This is a genomic window from Xanthomonas citri pv. mangiferaeindicae (genome assembly GCA_002240395.1).
Lineage (GTDB): Bacteria > Pseudomonadota > Gammaproteobacteria > Xanthomonadales > Xanthomonadaceae > Luteimonas > Luteimonas citri_A.
Genome location: CP016836.1, coordinates 1819730 through 1838288 on the forward strand (window position 1 = coordinate 1819730; position 18559 = coordinate 1838288).

The window sequence follows — 18559 nt, forward strand, 5'->3', positions numbered from 1 at the left end:
CCGTATCCTAGCGCCTCAATGGAATACCGACAGACCCGCGCCGAGACCGGAGCGGCGACCTTCACCGCCCTGCCGATGCTCGCGTTGAATGCGCTGCAGTTCCTGTTCACCCTGCTCTGGACGGCGGGCTGGATCAGCGTGGCCCTGTGTGTGCAGGCGGTCACCGGACGCAGCGGGCTGGCGCTGGACATGGCGCGCACGCGCTGGGCGCCGGGTCTGATCGGGCCGGCTGGCGGGTTGACGGTCGAAGGCGCCGATGCGGTCGACTGGTCGCGGCCGTATCTGGTGGTCGCCAACCACGAGTCGCTGCTCGACATCTGCGTATTGTTCATGGCCGTGCCGGTGCCGCTGCGCTTCCTGCTCAAGGAGGAAATGCGGCGGGTCCCGTTCCTCAATCTCTACGCCCGCGCGACCGGCATGCTGTTCATCAGCCGCGACGACCGCCGCGCCGGCCCGCAGTTGCGACGTCAGGTCGCCCAGGTGCTGGGGGCGGGCCATACGCTGTGCCTGTTTCCGGAGGGCACACGCTCGCGTGATGGCCGGCTCGGCGAATTCAAGTCCGGCTCGTTCCAGGCGGCGATCGATGCCGGCGTCGACGTGCTGCCGATCGCGCTGCATGGCACTGGCGCGGTGCTGCCGGTGCAGGGGTTCTTCCGTGTGCGCCGCGGGCCGATGCGCGCCGTGGTCGGGCAGCCGATCCCGGTCGCCGGCCGCACCGGCGCCGCCGGCCGCCAGGCGGTGGCGCAGCAAGCCCAGGCCGCGGTTGCCACGATGCTGGAGCGCTGAGGTGCTGGCTGACGCGCTCGTCGTCGAGGCAACGCATCCCTGCCTGCCCGGCCATTTCCCCGGCCGGCCGGTGGTGCCGGGCGTGGTGATCCTCGACCGCGTGGTCGCGGCGATCGAAGCGCGGCATGGCCCGCTGGGCGCGCTGCGCCTGCCGCAGGTGAAGTTCGTGCAGCCGTTGCTGCCCGAGCAGACCGCGACGATCGGACTCGAGCCGATCGCCGGTGGGGTGCCGCGCTGGCGGTTCCGGGTCGAGCGCGACGGCACGCTGCTGGCGTCGGGCGAGATCGCCACGGCGAGCCCGGCATCGGCATGAGCAGCGAGTGGAAGCACCGCCGCGAAGGCGGCGGGCGGTTCGCGCTGTCGCTGATCCGGAACATCGGCAGATGCTGTGGGCGCACGCCGGCGCGCGCGCTCCTGTATCCGATCACGCTGTACTTCCTGCTGCGTCGGGGCGCGGAGCGACGCGACTCGCGGGCCTACCTCTCGCGGGTGTTCGGCCGTCCCGCGACGCTGGGCGAGGTCGCGCGCCATATCCATACCTTCGCCGCGACGATCCTGGACCGGATCTATCTGCTCAGCGAGTCCACGCGCCGGTTCGACGTGCGCACAGAGGGCTTGCCGACGCTGCACCGGCATCTCGAAGCCGGACGCGGCGTGCTGCTGTTCGGCTCGCACCTGGGCAGCTTCGAGGTGCTGCGCGTGCTCGCGCGCCAACGTCCCGACACGCCGATCCGCGTCGTGCTCGACCGCGCGCATGGCCGTGCGGTGACCGAACTGCTCGAGGCGCTCAATCCGGAGGTCGCCGCCACTGTGATCGATGCCGGCGCCGATGGTCCCACGGTCGCGCTGGCGATCCAGGACGCGCTGACCCAAGGCGCGATGGTCGCGCTGCTGGTCGATCGCAGCCAGGAGGGCGGTGCGACGCTCGAGGTGCCGTTCTTCGGTGCGCCGGCGCCATTTCCGATCGCGCCCTGGCTGCTCGCCTCGGTGCTGAAAGTGCCGGTGATGCTGGCCTTCGGCCTGTACCGCGGCGGCAACCGCTACGACCTGGTGTTCGAGCCCTTCAGCGAAGGCGTCGATCTGCCGCGGCGCGAACGCATGCGCGGCGTGGCCGCACTCATCTGCCGTTACGCCGCGCGTCTGGAGCATCATGCGCGCAGCGCTCCCTACAACTGGTTCAATTTCTATGACTTCTGGAAACGCGACGCTCGCGCTTCGGTGGCGGGCGTGTTGCCTGCTGCTGACGATGCTGTGCCTGGCTCCGACCTGGAGCGCGGCGCAGACCGCTGACGCCCCGCTGCGCGCCGGTCAATCGCGCGATCGCGTGCCGGCGCCGGCCGCCGTCGCACCGCGCAGCGTCGATGCCGACTGGATCCTGCAGCGGCTGACCCAGTCCGGGCCGAGCGCGACGCCGTTCGTCGAATTGCGCACGTCCTCGATGCTCAAACGGCCGCTCGCTCTGGTCGGCGAGTACCGCCGCCCCGATGCCGGCACGCTGGTACGTGAGGTCCGTAGCCCCTACGCCGAAACCACGACGATCCGCGCCGGCGAGGCGACGATCGCGCGCGAAGGGCGCGCGCCGCGCACGTTCTCGCTGGCGCGCGTGCCCGAGCTGGCGGCGCTGCAGGACAGCTTCGGCGCACTGCTCGCCGGCGACCGCAAAGCGCTCGAGGCGCTGTACGCGCTTCAGGCCGATGGCGTGCCTGCCGACTGGACCTTGCGACTGACGCCGCGCGATCCGCGCGCCGCCAGCCGGCTGACCGCGATCGTGCTGCGTGGCCGCGATGCCGAGCTGCGCTGCATCGAGACCCAGCCCAAGCAAGGCGATCCCCAGCCGACGCTGCTGGGCGGAGCCGCGGGCGATGCCGCGGCGGTCGATTCGCCCGAGGCCGCGCGGCGGCTGTGCCACGACGTGCCGCGTTGAGCAGGGGGCGGGGTTTTCGCGAGCGGCTGCTGCAGCGGCCGCGCCTGCGGCTGGGCCTGGCCGCCGCCTGGCTGCTGGCGCTGGCCGCGCTGAGCTGGGGGGCCGGGCAGGCGCTGGAGTTCAGCGGCGACCTGCGCCGCTTCCTGCCCGATGCACGCACACCCGAGCAGCGGCTGCTGATCGACGAGCTCGGCGACGGGCCGGGCTCACGGCTGCTGATGCTGGCGATCTCGGGCGAAGCGCCCGAAGCCTTGGCCGCACGCTCGCGCGCACTGCACGATGCGCTGGCCGGCGATGCGCGCTTCACGCTGGTCACCAACGGCGGCGAGGCCGGGCTGGATGCCTTCCCCGAGCGCCTGCTGCCCTACCGCTATCTGCTGACCGATTCCTTCGACGCCGCGCCGCTGGATGCCGACGCCCTGCGCGATGCGCTCGATGCGCGCCTGCAGGATCTCGGCTCGCCGGCCGCCGGGCTCGTCGAGCCGCTGCTGCCCGCCGATCCCACCCTCGAGGTCCTGGCCCTGGCCGAGGCCTGGCAACCGGCCGGCGCCCCGCAGCGGCTGCACGAGGTCTGGTTCGACCGCGCCGGCACCCATGCGCTGTTGCTGGTGGAGACCCGCGCCGCCGGCTTTGACCCGACCGGGCAGCTCGATGCCGTCGGCACGATCCGCGAGACCTTCGCCGAGCAGGCCCGCGGCAGCGCGGCCAGGCTTGAAGTCGTCGGTCCCGGTGCGTTCTCGGTCGACATCGGCAGCCGGACCCAGACCGAGGCGCAGCGCATCGGCCTGGTCGACACCCTGGGCCTGATCGTGTTGCTGTTGATCGCCTATCGCAGTTGGAAGATGCCGCTGCTGGGCGTGTTGCCGCTGGCGAGCGCCGGCATCGCCGGCCTGACCGCCGTCGCGCTGCTGTTTCCCGGCGGCGTGCATGGCATCACGATCGCCTTCGGCTTCACCCTGATCGGCGTCGTGCAGGACTATCCGATCCACTTCTTCAGTCACCAGCGTGCCGGCCTGTCGCCGTGGCGTAACGTGCGCGGCCTGTGGCCGGCGCTGTCGACCGGCGTGATCGCCACCTGTATCGCCTACGCGACGTTCCTGTTCTCCGGCGTCGATGGCCTGCGCCAGTTGGCGGTATTCACGATCGCGGCGCTGGTGGTGGCTGCGTTGACCACGCGCTACCTGCTGCCGGGCCTGGTCGACCCGTCGCCGCCCGACATCGCCGCGTCGCTGCGGCTGCAACGGCTGTGGCACTGGATCGAGACGCTGCCGCGGCCGAAGTGGTCGCTGGCCGTCCTCGCGTTGGCCTCGGGGCTGGCGATCGCGTTCGCGCCGGGCGAGGTCTGGCAGAACGACCTGTCCAAGCTGACCCCGGTCGATGCGGCGTCGATGCAGCGCGATGCGGAACTGCGCGCCGAGCTGGGGGCGCCCGACGTGCGGTTTGTCCTGGTCGCGCAGGCGCGTGAGCGCGACGCGGCGCTGGCGGCGACCGCCGCGCTGCGCCCGGAACTCGATGCGCTGATCGCCAGCGGACGGCTCGACAGTTACGACATGGCCGCGCGCTACCTGCCCAGTGCCGAGCTGCAGCGCGCCCGTCAGGCGGCGCTGCCTGACACTGCGGCACTGCGCGCGATGCTCGCCGATGCGCTCGCCGGCTCGGCGTTCAACGACGATGCCTTTGAGCCGTTCGTCGCCGATGTCGCGCGCGCCAAGATCGCATCGCCCTTGACCCGCGAGGATCTGGCCGGTTCGCCGCTGGCGACCGCGGTCTCGGGCCTGCTGCTCGAGCGCGACGACCGCAGCACCGCACTGGTCTCGCTCAGCGGCCTCGACGAACCTGCCGAGATCGCCGCCATTGCCGCTCACGCCCAGCTGCGCAGCCCCGGCGTCGAGCTGCGCCTGCTGGACATGAAGGCCGCGTCCGAATCGCTGGTGGTCGAGTACCGCGGCCGCGTCGTGGCCGCGATGGCGGTCGCACTGGTGCTGTTGATCGCCACGGTCTGGATCGCACTGCGCAGTCCGCGCCGCGTCTGGCGGGTGCTGTTGCCGACGCTGCTGACGCTGCTGGTCGTGATCGCGGTGCTCCGCCTGGTCGGCGTCGAACTGACGCTGTTCCACCTGGTCGCGCTGATCCTCGCCGCCGGCCTCGGCCTGGATTACGCGCTGTTCTTCGAGCATGCCGGTGACGACCGCGACGACCAGATCCGCACGCTGCACGCGATCGTGGTCTGCACCCTGATGACGCTGCTGGTGTTCAGCCTGCTGGGCCTGTCGTCGATTCCGGTGCTGCGCGCGATCGGCAGCACAGTCGCGCTCGGCGTGGTCTTCAATTTTGTGCTGTCGTTGCTGGTCGCGCGCCATCGCGGCGCGATCGAGGCCGCACGCTCGGAACAGGTGCCGACCGCATGACCGGATTCGACCGCGACGCGATCGCCTCGATGATCCCGCACCAGGGCGCGATGTGTCTGTGGGACACGGTCGTGGCCTGGGACGCGGCCAGCGTGACGCTGCGCAGCGCCGGTCATCGCGCGCCCGACCATCCGCTGCGTAGCGACGGCCGGCTGCGCGCGCTGCATCTGTGCGAATACGGCGCGCAGGCGATGGCGGTCCACGGTGGCCTGCGCGCGCGCCAGTCCGGTGGCCGGGTCCGGCCGGGCATGCTGGTCGCGCTGCGCGGCGTGCACCTGCACGTCGCCCGCATCGACGACCTGGCCGGCGACCTGGAATGCGTGGCCGAGGTACTGGTCGAGTCCGACGACAGCCAGCAATACGCGTTCCGCATCCGCTGCGACGGTGTGCTGTTGGCCGAGGGCCGTGCGGCGGTGATGCTGGGGACGTGAGAGCGCATGCGACCGTTGCGGAGGGCACAGCCGCCGCGACGCCCGCTTCAGCGCATCACGAAGGCGAGGCTAGAATCGCTCCATGAACACGTCAATCAAGCGCGCGCTCGTCACTGGCGGTAGCGGCGACCTCGGCGGTGCGATCTGCCGGCGTCTCGCCGCCGATGGCCACCATGTGATCGTCCATGCCAATGGCAATCGCACACGGGCGCAGGCGGTCGTCGACGCAATCGTCGAGGCCGGCGGCAGCGCCGAAGCCGTGGTCTTTGATGTCGTCGACGGCGAAGCCACGCGCCGCGCACTCGAAACGCTGCTCGAGGCCGGCGCGATCCAGATCGTGGTCAACAACGCCGGCATCCATGACGACGCGCCGATGGCGGGCATGTCCGAAGCGCAGTGGAAGCGGGTGATCGACGTCTCGCTGCACGGGTTCTTCCACGTCACTCAGCCGCTGCTGCTGCCGATGGCGCGCAAGCGCTGGGGACGCATCGTCAGCGTGTCGTCGGTGGCGGCCGTGCTCGGCAATCGCGGCCAGACCAACTACGCCGCGGCGAAGGCGGCCTTGCATGGTGCGTCGAAGTCGCTGTCGCGCGAGATGGCCAGCCGCGGCATCGCCGTCAACGTGGTCGCGCCCGGCGTGATTGCCGGCAGCATGACGCAGGACGCGTTCCCCGAGGAGATGGTCAAGCAGATCGTGCCGGCGGGGCGTGCGGGCACGCCCGACGAGGTCGCCGCGCTGGTCGGCTTCCTGTGCTCGGATGCGGCCGGCTACATCAACGGCCAGGTGATCGGCATCAACGGCGCGATGGGCTGAGCCGCGGCCACGGCGCGTGACCCCGATGCACGCCCCGGGCCGTTTGCACACTGGACCGCGCCGCCACGGCGCCCTCGGGAGGATCCCATGCGCCATCCCCTGCTGTTGACCAGCTTGCTGTCGACCGCCCTGCTGGCGACGGCCTTGTTGCCGGCCCATGCGCGCGACCTGATGCGGCTCGAGGTACCGGTGCCTGTGGTCGCGGGCGCCGACATCGACGCCGAACTGCTCGAACACTGCGACATCGATGGCAACTTCACCCAGGCGCTGGTGCGCGAACTGCGCAAGGTCGCCGAGCCTGCGCAGGCGCCATTGGCCGACATGCGAGGGCGCGTGCTGAAGGTCGAGATCGTCGATGCGCTGTGGAGCGGCAACTGGTTCATCGAGCACACCCAGACGTTGCGCGTGCGCGGGGCGCTGTACGAGGACGGCGTGCGGGTGTCGGGCTTCAACGGCGTGATGCAGGGGCACGGCGGCGGCCTGACCAGCGGCTGTTTTCAGATGAATGCGAATTTCCGCGCACTGACCTGGCATATCAAGCGTTGGCTGCGCAATCCAGTGGACGGCGCCCGGATCGGGCAGGGCGGCTGAGCCGGCACCATCCACGCCGGCTTCAGGTCGGGCGGGCGATGATCGGCCGGCGCCCATCCGGGCACCCACGAGTCGAGGCACCGCCATGCGCATCGTTCGCACCCTCTCGCTTCTGCTGGCCGTGGCGGCGATCGCCGGCTGCGCCAGCTCCCACGTCCTCACCGGCACGCCGCGCGCACCGATCGATCCGGCCCAGGTCCGGATCTACCACGGGCCGCCGCCGGGTCACTACGAAGAGATCGCGATCCTCAACACCAGCAGCGGCGCGCTGACTTACGGCGAGCAGAACAAGACCGACTCGGTGCTGCAGAAGCTGCGCAACGAAGCCGCCAAGCTCGGCGCCAACGGCGTGCTGTTCCAGGGCACCGCCGATGGCGAGCGCAGCGGCGGCGTCAGTGTCGGCGGCGGCCTGGGCCGCGGTGGTGGGCGCTCGTTCTCGGCCGCGGGCGTTGGCGTGGACATCAGCCCGCGGCAGAAGTACGCCAGCGGCATCGCGATCTGGGTCGCCAATCCGCCGCCGCCGGGCTCCATGCCTCCGCCTCCGCTGCCTCCGCCGCCGCCGGCGCGCTGACTGCCTGCAAGCCGTCGAGTCTTCGCCAGAGCCGCGGCAGCAACGTCCCCGCCGGGCGCGCGGGAACGATGGCGGCTTCAGGCCGCGTCGGCGTACCAGAGCGGGGTGAGCGAGACCGGCGTATCGCCGGTATCTGTCAGCAGCGCGTCCAGACCGTGATCGCCGATGTGCGGGTGCTCGGCGCGGGCGCGGCTCAGGATCTCGCCGGCGAGATGGCGCATGCGCAGGACGTTGTCACCAACGCGAGCCACGAACGCATCGGTGTCGAGGGTATCGCTCAGCGCCCGGTTCATCTCGCGGAACCAGTCGATGCCGAACTGGTCGAGCAGGCGCGTCTGCGGCGACGGCCGTCCGGTGTTGCGTTCGCCCCATTCGCGCAGCAGCGGCTGCAGCGCCAGATTGAGCGCGCGGGCTTCATTGAACGACGGCCGCAGGCGACCCAGCGTCGCCAGATCGGTCAGCCGGTCGGCGAAGAACAAGGGCGCCAGCACCGCCCAATAGTAGGTGTAGTCCCAGATCACCTTGAGCGGCATGACCTGGGCATCGCCGAACAGCGGGTATTGGTCCTGATAGAGCGTGAGGGTGTTTTCGTAGAACGAGAAGTACAGCTGCTGGTACAGCTCGGCATGGCGGCTGACGTCCATGCCGGCATGCGACTTGCCGATCAGGTCGCAGATATAAGTGTTGCTGATCGCGATGAAGTCGCTGCCCGGCGAGTAGAACGGATCGAGGAACAGGCCCGCCTCGCCGGTCAGTGCCCAGCGCTGCCCGGAGAACACCTGCTTCACGCCGTGGGAAAAATGGCGCAGGAACAGGAAGTCCTGCAGCGTGTGCTCGGTCCGATCAAGGCTGGCAGCCACCTGCGGCTGGTGGGTGCGCAGCCAGTCCATCGCCTTGGCGTGGGTGTTCATCGTCTCGAGCGGGTGCATCTGCGCGTCGCAGACGATGCCCAGCGAATGCGCGCCAGACGATAGCGGGATCAGCCAGAACCAGTAGCCCGGGCCGCACATGTGGTTGGTCGAGCGCCAGCGGTCCGGCGGGTCGCAGCGCTGCAGCCAGCGGGTGTCCTGCGACCACGTGTTGGGATCGACGATGCCGTCCACGCGCCACCACACCGCGTTGGCGTCGTGGTCGTTGGCCTGTGCCAACCCGAGCTTGCGCTTGAGCAGGCCGGCGCGTCCGCTGGCATCGACGACCCAACGGCAGCGCACCTCGCGCACCGTGCCGTCCTGCTCGATACGGACGACGTGATCGCCATCATCGTCGGCCAGGTCGATGCCGCGCACGATCGCCCCGTCGTCGAAACGCACACCGCGGGCACGCACACGCTCGCCCAGGTGGTTCTCGAACCGGCCGCGATCGATCTGCCACGACGGCGTGGGCATCAAGCGGCTCACGCCCATTTCGGTGCAGCGATCGACGCGGTCGGCACCTTCGGAGAAGAAGAAGCGGAAGCCGAACTTGCGGATCTGCTCGGTCTCCAGATGCTCGCGCAGTCCCAGCACGTCGGCGAAGTAATGCGCGCCGATCTCGACGGTCGATTCGCCGACCTTGTGGGCCGCCTCGCGTACCGGGTGCGATTTGCGCTCGACCACCGCCACCGACAACGTGGGCTCGCGGTCGCGCAGTTGCAGCGCGAGGGTCAGACCGGCGAGCCCGCCCCCCAGGATGAGGACATCGACCGGGGCGTTGGCTGTATCGGAAGCGGGAGGCGTGGGCATCGTGCGGACCGTCCTGGGTGCGTCGGGGGAAGGCATCGGAACCGGAAGCGGGAGCAGCGTAACGCAGGCGGCGCGCGATGGCTCAGCCGGCCTGCGGTGAGCCGGGTGCCGGCGCAGACCCGGTGTCGGGGGTGAGTGCACCGGGATCGAAAATCACCGGCGGGTGCCGGCGCTTGCGTCGGTAGACATCGATGAGATGGCCATGCGCCAGCACCTGGCCGACGACGTGCGAGGTGATCTGATAGAGGTCGTGGAACAGCCGGAAATGGCTCTTACGGAACTGCTCGTCGGAATCGACGCTGTGATAGCGGGTCTCGACCGGCACCGACACCACGCCGCAGCCCAGCTGGCGTGCGGCCGAAATCAGGATCTGGGCTTCGAACACGAACCCTTCGCCAGGCACATCCTGCAGGGCCAGCACGTTGGCCGGATACAGCCGCTGCCCGCTCTGGCTGTCGACCAGGCGATAGCCGCAGCCCCAGGCGATCCCCCAATCACCGAAGTCGTTGCCTAGGCGCCGATACCACGGTTGTGTACTGCGCTTACGCAGCCGCGCGCCGTTGACGATGCAGTTGGGGTGATGATTGGCGGCCTCGATCAGACGGGGGATGTCGCTGGCGCGATGCTGGCCGTCGCCATCCATCGTCACCACCGCTGCGAAGCCGCGGCGCCGGGCTTCCGCAAAGCCTGCGCGCAATGCCGCGCCCTTGCCCATCCGGGACGCGTGGCGCAGCAGCGTCACCGGCAGCGCAGCGACGATGTCCGGCGTGGCGTCCTCGGAGCCGTCGTCAACGACGATCACATGATCGCAATGCGCCAGCGCGCCACTGACGACCTCGGCGATCCGCAGCGCTTCGTTGAGCGCGGGCACGACCACCGCGACATTGCCGCGATGCAGAGGGAGCGCGGTCATCGCAGGATCTCCAGCGCCAGCTCACGGTGCGGGCCCGCACGCAGGACCGCGCGGTCGCTGCCGGTGGCCAGGGCATCGAACAAGGGCAGCATCTGCGCCGCCATCGCATTGCGCGGTGCGCGCGCCGACAGCGGCCCCGGTGCGGCGCTGGCATCGCCATCGCGCAGCGTCGCCGACAGCCGCGGGCCATCGCCCTCGCGCGTAAGCACCAGCGCGCCGCCGAGCAGGCCTTCGCTGGGCGACATCGTCGACAGCAGGCCGGCGGCCGTGCCGTCGTAGGCCACCAGCAGCACTGCCTCGCTGCCAGCCGCAAGCTGCAGCATGGCTTCCACCAGTCCCTGCGCAAACGTGGCGTCGTAGGCGCTGATCGCGGTCGCGGCCTCGGTGCATCCGGCGCCGATCGTCCAGTAGCCGGCCGCCGCGTTGTGCACCGAGTTGTGGAACTTGGTCGGCGAGATCGCGGTCGGGTCCTGAGCGAGCGTTTCGCACATGTAGTCGGTGATCGCCAGCTCGCCGTGGGTGGAGGCGAAGACCGAGGGCAGCGACGCCGGGTCACGGCCGGCGGCCTGGCAGGCCGCGAGCGCCACCTCCAGTGCGACCGCGACCGAACCGGGCGCACGCCGACGTTCGTTGGGTGCGAGCAACTGCGGCGATGGCCGGGCGGGCGCGGCGTCGGGCAGGGCGCCGGTGGCGGCGAAGGCCTGCGCGGAGGACCAGCTGGGCAGACCGTCGTTCCAGAAGCCGATCCCGGCGATGGTGGCAGTCAGCGCGCTCATGCCGCCGCCTTGCCGAACAGCAGTGCGCAGTTGTTGCCGCCGAAGCCGAACGAATTGTTCATGGCGTAGTCGATCGTGCGCTGGGCATTGTCGAACCGGATCTGCGGCCCGCATGCCGGGTCGCGCACCTGCGATTCGAGGATGCCCGGCAGCAGACCGTGCTCGAGCGCGGTCAGTGCGAACACCGATTCGACGATGCCGGCCGCGCCAAGCGTGTGGCCGGTCCAACTCTTGGTGGAACTGGCGTGCAGCGTGGCGGGAAACAGGGTGTCGACCGCTCGCGCTTCGACCGCATCGTTGGCCGGGGTCGAGGTGCCATGCAGGTTGAGATAGTCGACCTGGCTGGCATCGATACCGCCACGGGCCAGCGCGCCTTGCATCGCCAGGATCGCGCCCAGGCCTTCGGGATGCGGGGTGGACATATGGTGCGCGTCGCTCGATTCGCCGTAGCCGCGCAGTTGCAGGCCGTCGTCGCCGCGTGCCGGGCGCTCGAGCAGCGCGAAACCGCCGGCCTCGCCGAGCGACAGCCCGTCGCGCGCGGCATCGAAGGGCCGGCAACGCTCCCGCGAGACCAGCCCGAGTGCGTTGAAGCCGAACAACACGCTGCCGCACAGCGTGTCCACGCCGCCTACCAGCGCCGCATCGACCACGCCCGCCTCGATCATCCGCGCCGCCTGCGCGAAGACCTTCGCGCTCGACGAGCAGGCGGTCGCGACCGTGATGCAGGGGCCGCGCAGCCCGGTGGCGTGTTGCAGGAAATCGCCCAGCGAATGCGGGGTATGCACGATCGGCCGGGCCAGATCGTCTGGAAACCGACGCGTACCGTCGTCGCCGGTCACCGCGCGCGCATAGGCCTCCTCGCTGGCGCCGATGCTGGCGGTCGAGGTGCCGACCACCAGCGCGACCCGGTCGGCGCCGTGGCGTGCCACCAAGGCCTCGAGCGCGTCGGGCAGGCCGTCCTGCTGCAGTGCCAGCCAGGCCAGTCGGTTGTTGCGGCATTCCCAGCGCGCCAGGGCCGCCGGCAGCGCGGCCTCCTCCAGCCCGTCGACGCGGCCGATCCAGGTGGGCAGCGGAGTCGCACCGAAATCATTGCGGCGCAGACCGCCCCTGCGTTCGCGCAGGGCCTCGCGCTGCGCCGCTGTGCCGCGGCCCAGTGCGGTGGTGGCGGTGTAGGCGCGGATGGCGACAGGCGGCATCGGCGGCAACGATTGCGATGGGGGCACGCGGGGGGTCCGTCTCGGGAAGCGGCCGAGTATAGCCACCGGGCGTGAGGCTAGAATTCAGGGCGCACCCCAGTACCGTCGCCGCGCAAATCCGTTCCCATGTCCCGTCCCCGCCTGCTGCATCAATTGCGCCTGCTCGTCGATCGCGACGCGCTACACGCCCTCGTGGTGGCGGGCAGTGCCTGCGTGCTCAGCCTCGGCCTGGTCTACGTGGGCTACGTGGTGCACGTGTGGCGGGTCGCGCGCAATGCCCCCTGCGCGCCGGCGCGCGGGGACTGCGTGTTGCTGTTCGGCAAGCATGCGCCCGGTGGCCGGCTCGATGCGGATTTTCAAGCGCGGTTGGCCCGGGCCGCGACGCTGTGGGATGCGCGCGCGCCGCGCAGCTTGCTGCTGCTCGGCGGTGGGCCCCAGGGCGCCCCGACCGAGGCGGCGCTGGCCCGCGAGGCACTGCTGGCGCGCGGGATCGCCGCCGATGCGCCGCTGCTGCTGGAGGACCGCTCGCGCGACACCCTGCAGAATCTGCGCAACGCGCGTGCGCTGTTGGCGCAATCGACCGGGACGCCCGTGGGCCAGGTCACCCTGCTCAGCAGCCGCTACCACCTCGCGCGCTGCGCACGGCTCGCCGGCCACCTGGGCCTGGACTGGGAACTGTGCGCCGCCGAGCCCGCGCTGTCCTGGCGTCCGACGACCTGGTGGCGGATCGCAGGCGAGGCCGCGTATCTGTGCTGGACCGATGCGGGGATGCGCTGGGCCCGGCTGATCGGCCACCGCCGGATGCTCGCGCGGCTGGGGTAGGGCAGCGGCTCACCAGACCACGCTCGCGGGTGCGCTTTGCGCCCGCGAGCGGCCGACGCTAGCGCGCTGTCCGTCCCCGCTGCGCGGGCACGAACCGGGTCTCCACGGCCTCCGCCAACTGGTCGGGCGGCAGCAGGCCCTGGTCGAGCAGGAAGTTGTTGAAGGCCAGGCGATCGAAGCGCTCGCCCAGTGCCAGCTCGGTGCGCATGCGCAGTTCCAGGATGCGGGTGTAGCCGTAGAAGTAGCTCGTCGCCTGGCCGGGCGCGTTGACCGTGTAGCGGTCGAGTTCCTGACGCGCCATCGCCGGCGACAGCATCACCTCGTCGGTGAGCACGCGGCCGGCGCGCTCGCGGTCGATCAGGCCCAGGTTGAGCATCGGATCGAGCATCGCGCGGGCGGCGCGCAGCAGACGGAACTGCAGCGCGATCAGCTGGCCGTCGAGCGGCTCGTAGGGCACCAGTTCTGCCTCGGCATACAGCGCCCAGCCCTCGACGTTGACCGAATTGAAGGCGAACATCGAGCGCGCCAGCGACACCCCGCGCTCGACCATCGCAGTGAACTGCAGCTCGTGCCCCGGGCGGCCTTCGTGCGCGGACAGCGTCCAGCGCACCGCATCGAAATTGAAATCATCATAGGCCGCGTGCTCGCCGTCGCCACCCGGATTGCCGAGCGGCAGCACGAACGTGCCCTGCTGGCCGGTATTGCCGACCAACGGCGCCGGACGGAAGTGCGGGGCGGGTTGCGCGGCCGATTCCGCGGGCGAGCCCAGGCGCATCTGCATCGCGCGCTGCGGCACGTCGACAATGCGCTCGCGCGCGATGATCGGATCGATCGCATCGATCACGTCCCGATAGCTCGCCTCCAGACGGTCGTCGGGAATCGCATCGCGCTTGAGCGCGGCGATCACCTCGCGATAGTCGGTGGCGGCGATGCCCTTGTCCTGGGCGACCAGCGGCGCGAGCTGCTGCATCTGCGCGCGGATCTCCATGAAGGCCAGTTGCGCGCGTTGCATCAGCAACTGCGGGTCGATATCGGTGCCGTACTGCTTGAGCCCGAAGGCGTAGAGCTCGGGCGGCAGGCGGGTGTCCTCACGCGCCTTGGGCAGCACGACGGTGCGCGTCCACTGCGCGTAGTCAGCGATCTCCTTGGCGATCGCGTCCAGTGCTGCGTCCGCGCCCTCGACTTTGTACTCGGCGAACAGGTCGCGGATGCCGGCGGCATAGGTGTCGGCGCTTTCGAGCGCGCGCTCGACTTCGCGACGCGTGGGCTGCAGCAGCCTCGTGTCCGACAGACGTTCCTCGTAGCGCTCGCGCGCCAGCCGCGTGATCGGCACGCTGCCGGGCGCAAGGCCCGCGTAGCGCTGCAGGCGCGCGAGTGCATGGCTGCGCCGCTCGGGTGGCGTCTGCGTCGACAGCAAGGCATTGATGCCGTTGAACACCAGTTGTGGCGCGTCGGTCCACGGCAGCAGGAACCGCTCCTTGAGCAGGCTGCCCTCGATGCTGTCGTCGATGCTCTTGAGCAGGATCTGCAGATCCTGGCGCACGTTGGCGTCGCGCTCGAGCTCGAGCTGGGTCTGCAGCTGCGCGCGCGCACCGGTGATCGCCTCGCGGTAGCGGCGGGCGTGATCGGGACCGAGGTCGGCGACCTGGTCGTCGTAGCCGGGCACGCCGAAGAAGCCGACCGATTCGGGCTGGAACGGCGCCTGGGCGTCGATCAGGATCTGCGCGAGGTCATTGCTGCGGGCGACCCAGGCCGGCCCAGCCGGTTGCGCTGTGGACGCTGTCGCGGCGGCAGTGTCGGCATGGCCACCGGCCGCGAACGGCGTGGCGAGGGTCAGGGCGATGGCGAGGACGAGCGGCTTCATGGACAGATCCGGCGGCGGCGATCGGGTCACCGTAGACGCCGCGCCCCGCGCCGGCAATGCCTGAAAGGTCAGGGCGCGATCGCGGGCTCGCCCACGCCGGTCCTCTCGTCAACCAGGGTCACCATGCCGTCGTCCGTCGCCTTGATGAAGAACAGCGAGCCGTAGCGCCATTGACCGCGTTTGCGCTTGGCCTCGACGTACAGCGTGCCCTCGCCCTTGGGCCCAGTCAGGGTCACGATGAGCCCGGCCTCGCCGGTACCGCCGCCGAGGGTCGAGGTGTTGATACTGCCTGCCGGCAGGAAGCCCTCGGTCATCGGTTCGCCGATCAACGCGACGATCTCCCGGTCCGCACGGGCGCGCGCGACCGCATCCTGGTAGACATCCGAACCGACCAGGGTGCTGCGCACGCCGAACAACAGGATCGCGATCGCGAGCGCGGCCAGCGCGATCGCGGTCACGATGGCCACGGGCAAGGCCCACTTCCAGTGCCGCTGCCACCAGCCGCGCGAGGGCGTCGGCATGGCGTGTGGCGGGGCGGGACTGGGGGGCAACGGCGGGGGCATGGCGGACATGTGGTGGCTCGCGGTGCGGTCAGGGCGCGAGGCAGCGCTGCAGGAAGGCCTCGGTGGTGCGATAGCGATGCAATGCGTCGCGGCCGCGCAGGCCGTGCTTGGCGCCGGGGTAGGTCATCAGTTCGAACGGCGTGCCGGCCGACTGCAGCTGGCTCATCAGCTGCGTGGCGTTGGTGAACAGCACGTTGTCGTCGGCCATGCCATGGATCAGCAGCAGCGCATTGGGCCGGATGTTATCGGCATGCGTGAACACGCTGGCTTCGCGATAGCCGTCGACGTTGGTCTTGGGCAGCCCCATGTAGCGCTCGGTGTAGTGCGTGTCGTAGAGCGCCCAGTCCGCGACCGGTGCGCCGGCGACGCCGCAGGCATAGGCCTCAGGCGCCTTGCTCAGCAGCATCAGCGTCATGTAGCCGCCGTTGGACCAGCCGTTCACCGCGATGCGGTCGCCGTCGACCCAGGGCTGCGCCTTCAGCCAATCCACGCCGCGGACCTGGTCCTCGACCTCGACCGTGCCCTGACGCCGGTAGAGCGCGCCGACAAAGTCGCGGCCGCGCCGCGGCGTGCCGCGATTGTCGAGCGAGAACACCACGTAGCCGCGCTGCGCCAGGTACTGGTGGAAGCTCGCGTCGGCGCGCCCGGGCCAGGTGTCGAGCACGGTCTGCGAAGCCGGGCCGCCGTAGACATACACCACGACCGGATAGCGCTTGTTCGCGTCGAAGTCCGCGGGCCGGATCAGCGAGTAATGCAGCGGCGTGCGCCCGTTGGCCGCGGTCAGCGTGCCGAACTCGGTGGGCAGGTGCGCGGCCCGATAGGGCGCATAGGGGTGGTCGGCCGCGGCGAGGTCGTTGTCGACCAAGGTCGCGACCTTCGTACCGTCGGCGCGGTGCAGCGCGATCTGCGGTGGCGTCGTGGTGTTCGACCAGCTGTCGACGTAGACCGAGGCGTTGCGCGCGAAGCTGGCGGTGTGCATGCCGGGCGCCGTCGACAGCGCGGTATAGGCCTGCCGTCCATCGAGGCCGACGCTGTAGAGCCGCGACTCGGTCGGCCGGGCGACGGCCTGGCCGTCCTCCAGTGCCATGCCCGCGCGGAAGTACACGCGCCCGGCGGCCTCGTCGACGGCCAGCAGCGCATCGACCGGCCAGTCGCCGCCCGTGAGCTGCGTCGCCCGGCGGCCGTCCTCACTCATCACGTACAAGTGCTGGAAGCCGTCGCGCTCCGAGGACCACACGAAGCGGCCGTCGGCAAGGAATCGCAGGTCATCGTGCAGCGGCACCCAGGTGCGGCTGCGCTCGACGAGCAGCGTGCGCTGGCGGCCGGTGGCGAGTGTGGCCTCGATCAGTTCCAGCGTCTGCTGGTCGCGCGACTGACGCTGGAACGTCAGTCGCTGCGCATCGCGCCACTGCACGCGTGCGAGATAAATGTCCGGATCGGACCCGAGGTCGATGGCGGTCGCGGCGCCGCCCTGCGGCGCGACCACGTGCAGCGAGATGCGCACATTGTCGTCGCCGGCCGCCGGATAGCGCTGCTCGACGACATCGGTGCGATCGGGATAGACCTCGTAGCGCTTCTGCACCGGCACCGGCGACTCGTCGATGCGCGCATACGCGATCGCGCTGTCGTCGGGCGCCCACCAGTAGCCGGTGTGCCGGTCCATTTCCTCATCGGCAACGAACTCGGCCACACCGTTGCCGATCGTCGCGCTGCCGTCGGTCGTGAGCCGGCGCTCGGCGCCGCTGGCCAGATCCACGACCCAGAGATCGCGCGACCGGACGAAGCTCACGAAGCCGCCGCGCGGCGAGACCTTCGGGTCGGTGGCGAATCCGCCGCCGTTCGTGAGCTTGCGGACCGCATCGCGCCCGGTCTTGGACAGATCGTAGAGATACAGTTCGCCGCCGAGCGGGAACAGCAGCGTGCGCGCATCCGGCGCCCACTGGTAATCGACAATGCCCGACTGCCCGGCGATGCGTTGACGCTCGCGCCGGGCCTTCTCCTCGTCGCTGAGCGTCTCCTCACCCGGCAGCACGACCTTCGAGTCGACCAGCATGCGGGTCTGCCCGCTGGCGATGTCGTACTCCCACAGATCGAGTTGGTTGCGGTTCTCATCCTTACCGCGCAGGAACGTCACCCGCGACCCATCCGGCGCGACCTGCGGCTTGAGCAACGTCGGCCCCGACAGCGGCGCATCGCCGGTGATCGCCTCGAGCGTGAGGCGACCGTTCGCAGGTGGTGTCGTGGCGAGCGTGTCGGAGGCGGTCGTGGCGAGCATCAGAGCGGCGGCAGCAAGGACGGAGCGCATGGCGAATCCAGTGGAGCGGGGAAGGGAGTGTAACGAGCGGTGCTGCGCAGACAGGCGGCGCGTCACATGTGGACTTTTCAGTTCCCATTCACTGATGTGAAGTGATATCTTCACATGTTCATTGGATCGCACTTTAGTGCGACTCCGATCAGACACAAGCGCGTATCTGTGCGCAGACAATCAGGGGAAAGGAATGGTACGTACCAAGGGATCGCAAGGACTGCTGCGGGCGTCCGTCATGCTTGCGTTATGTCTGGCTGCCGCAGGCGTTGTCGCCGAAGAGTCGACAAAGGAAGAAATAGAGACCCTTGAGACCGTAACTGCTACGGCTCCACGAATGTCGGATGATCACGGTGTTGTGGTTGTCGCGCCGAGCTTTCCTGCGATGGACTTTGGACAGGGCCTGTGGACTGGGATGTGGAGCGGTTCCACTGTGCCGATCGCCGGTGGAATCATTGGCGACATCATGATTCCAGACAAGAACGAGGGTAACGAAACACCGGGCGATTGCGACGAGTCGACTGACAAGCCGGTGGTTATTATCTCCGGAAACAAAGTGCTGGAAGAGACTGATTTCACCGGCACAGGGGATATGCCTCTAACACTGACTCGGTACTACTCTCATACGCGCCAAGCGCCTGGCCAATTCAATCCGAAGTGGACGTCGTCCTTCAACTACAGGCTGCTGCGGGAATTCGAGGCTTTGCCGCCGGAGTGCTCTGATCCCAATGTGCCAATCGATTTTGGTGGGCCCGATTGCTCGGGAGGTGATGGAATCCCCACGGTGATCCGCGCAGAGCGGCCTGATAGCTCAGTCATTGTCTATCATCGCTCGCCAGGCACTACGACTTGGGTTCCCGAGAAAGCACAAGGC

General features: G+C 69.7%; 17 protein-coding genes. 10 read left to right on the top strand and 7 right to left on the bottom strand.

The features are described from left to right. The first annotated feature begins 75 nt into the window (after positions 1-75). From BEN78_07865 to BEN78_07905, 9 genes are all read left to right on the top strand, one after another. The gene (locus BEN78_07865; GenBank protein ID ASR45011.1) at positions 76-786 is read left to right on the top strand and encodes an acyltransferase; all 711 of its coding nucleotides are present in this window, start codon (positions 76-78) and stop codon (positions 784-786) included. Between the two features lie 4 nt (positions 787-790). Next, entirely contained in the window at positions 791-1099 is a 309-nt protein-coding gene (locus BEN78_07870; protein ASR45012.1) for a hypothetical protein, read from the top strand. Further along, on the top strand, positions 1096-2076 hold the full coding sequence (locus BEN78_07875; protein ID ASR43301.1) for an acyltransferase: 981 nt from the start codon (positions 1096-1098) through the stop codon (positions 2074-2076). The genes BEN78_07870 and BEN78_07875 overlap by 4 nt, the downstream gene beginning before the upstream one ends. A 34-nt stretch (positions 2077-2110) precedes the next feature. Beyond that, on the top strand, positions 2111-2710 hold the full coding sequence (locus BEN78_07880; GenBank protein ASR45013.1) for a fatty acyl CoA synthetase: 600 nt from the start codon (positions 2111-2113) through the stop codon (positions 2708-2710). A gap of 26 nt (positions 2711-2736) precedes the next feature. Beyond that, positions 2737-5118: a hypothetical protein gene (locus BEN78_07885; protein ASR45014.1), complete on the top strand. Its 2382-nt coding sequence runs from the start codon at positions 2737-2739 to the stop codon at positions 5116-5118. Beyond that, positions 5115-5549 (top strand): phosphotransferase, encoded by a 435-nt coding sequence (locus BEN78_07890; GenBank protein ASR43302.1) that lies wholly within the window; start codon positions 5115-5117, stop codon positions 5547-5549. Before BEN78_07885 ends, BEN78_07890 begins: the two co-directional genes overlap by 4 nt. An 82-nt stretch (positions 5550-5631) precedes the next feature. Further along, positions 5632-6363, top strand: coding sequence for a 3-oxoacyl-ACP reductase (locus tag BEN78_07895; protein ID ASR43303.1), 732 nt, complete (start codon positions 5632-5634; stop codon positions 6361-6363). 87 nt (positions 6364-6450) lie between these two features. Further along, positions 6451-6954, top strand: a complete 504-nt coding sequence (locus BEN78_07900) for a hypothetical protein (protein ASR43304.1) — start codon at positions 6451-6453, stop codon at positions 6952-6954. Positions 6955-7039: 85 nt separating this feature from the next. Then, on the top strand, positions 7040-7525 hold the full coding sequence (locus tag BEN78_07905) for a hypothetical protein (protein ASR43305.1): 486 nt from the start codon (positions 7040-7042) through the stop codon (positions 7523-7525). Between the two features lie 77 nt (positions 7526-7602). Here the strand turns inward: BEN78_07905 and BEN78_07910 are convergent, their stop codons facing one another. From BEN78_07910 to BEN78_07925, 4 genes are all read right to left on the bottom strand, one after another. Next, complete coding sequence (locus BEN78_07910) at positions 7603-9246, bottom strand: halogenase (GenBank protein ID ASR43306.1); 1644 nt, start codon at positions 9244-9246, stop codon at positions 7603-7605. An 82-nt stretch (positions 9247-9328) separates the two neighbouring features. Further along, positions 9329-10159 (bottom strand): dolichyl-phosphate mannose synthase, encoded by an 831-nt coding sequence (locus tag BEN78_07915; protein ID ASR43307.1) that lies wholly within the window; start codon positions 10157-10159, stop codon positions 9329-9331. Further along, positions 10156-10935 (bottom strand): hypothetical protein, encoded by a 780-nt coding sequence (locus BEN78_07920; GenBank protein ASR43308.1) that lies wholly within the window; start codon positions 10933-10935, stop codon positions 10156-10158. Before BEN78_07920 ends, BEN78_07915 begins: the two co-directional genes overlap by 4 nt. Then, positions 10932-12131, bottom strand: coding sequence for a beta-ketoacyl-[acyl-carrier-protein] synthase II (locus BEN78_07925; GenBank protein ID ASR43309.1), 1200 nt, complete (start codon positions 12129-12131; stop codon positions 10932-10934). The genes BEN78_07920 and BEN78_07925 overlap by 4 nt, the downstream gene beginning before the upstream one ends. 126 nt (positions 12132-12257) lie before the next feature. Between BEN78_07925 and BEN78_07930 the strand changes: the two genes are divergently transcribed. After that, the gene (locus BEN78_07930; GenBank protein ID ASR43310.1) at positions 12258-12953 is read left to right on the top strand and encodes a hypothetical protein; all 696 of its coding nucleotides are present in this window, start codon (positions 12258-12260) and stop codon (positions 12951-12953) included. A 58-nt stretch (positions 12954-13011) separates the two neighbouring features. Here BEN78_07930 and BEN78_07935 read toward each other — a convergent pair whose 3' ends face one another. From BEN78_07935 to BEN78_07945, 3 genes are all read right to left on the bottom strand, one after another. After that, the gene (locus BEN78_07935; protein ID ASR43311.1) at positions 13012-14817 is read right to left on the bottom strand and encodes a hypothetical protein; all 1806 of its coding nucleotides are present in this window, start codon (positions 14815-14817) and stop codon (positions 13012-13014) included. A gap of 68 nt (positions 14818-14885) precedes the next feature. Next, a complete protein-coding gene (locus tag BEN78_07940; protein ID ASR43312.1) occupies positions 14886-15338 on the bottom strand; it encodes a hypothetical protein in 453 nt (150 codons plus the stop codon). A gap of 70 nt (positions 15339-15408) precedes the next feature. Beyond that, complete coding sequence (locus BEN78_07945) at positions 15409-17685, bottom strand: peptidase S9 (GenBank protein ASR43313.1); 2277 nt, start codon at positions 17683-17685, stop codon at positions 15409-15411. Positions 17686-18559: the final 874 nt, after the last annotated feature.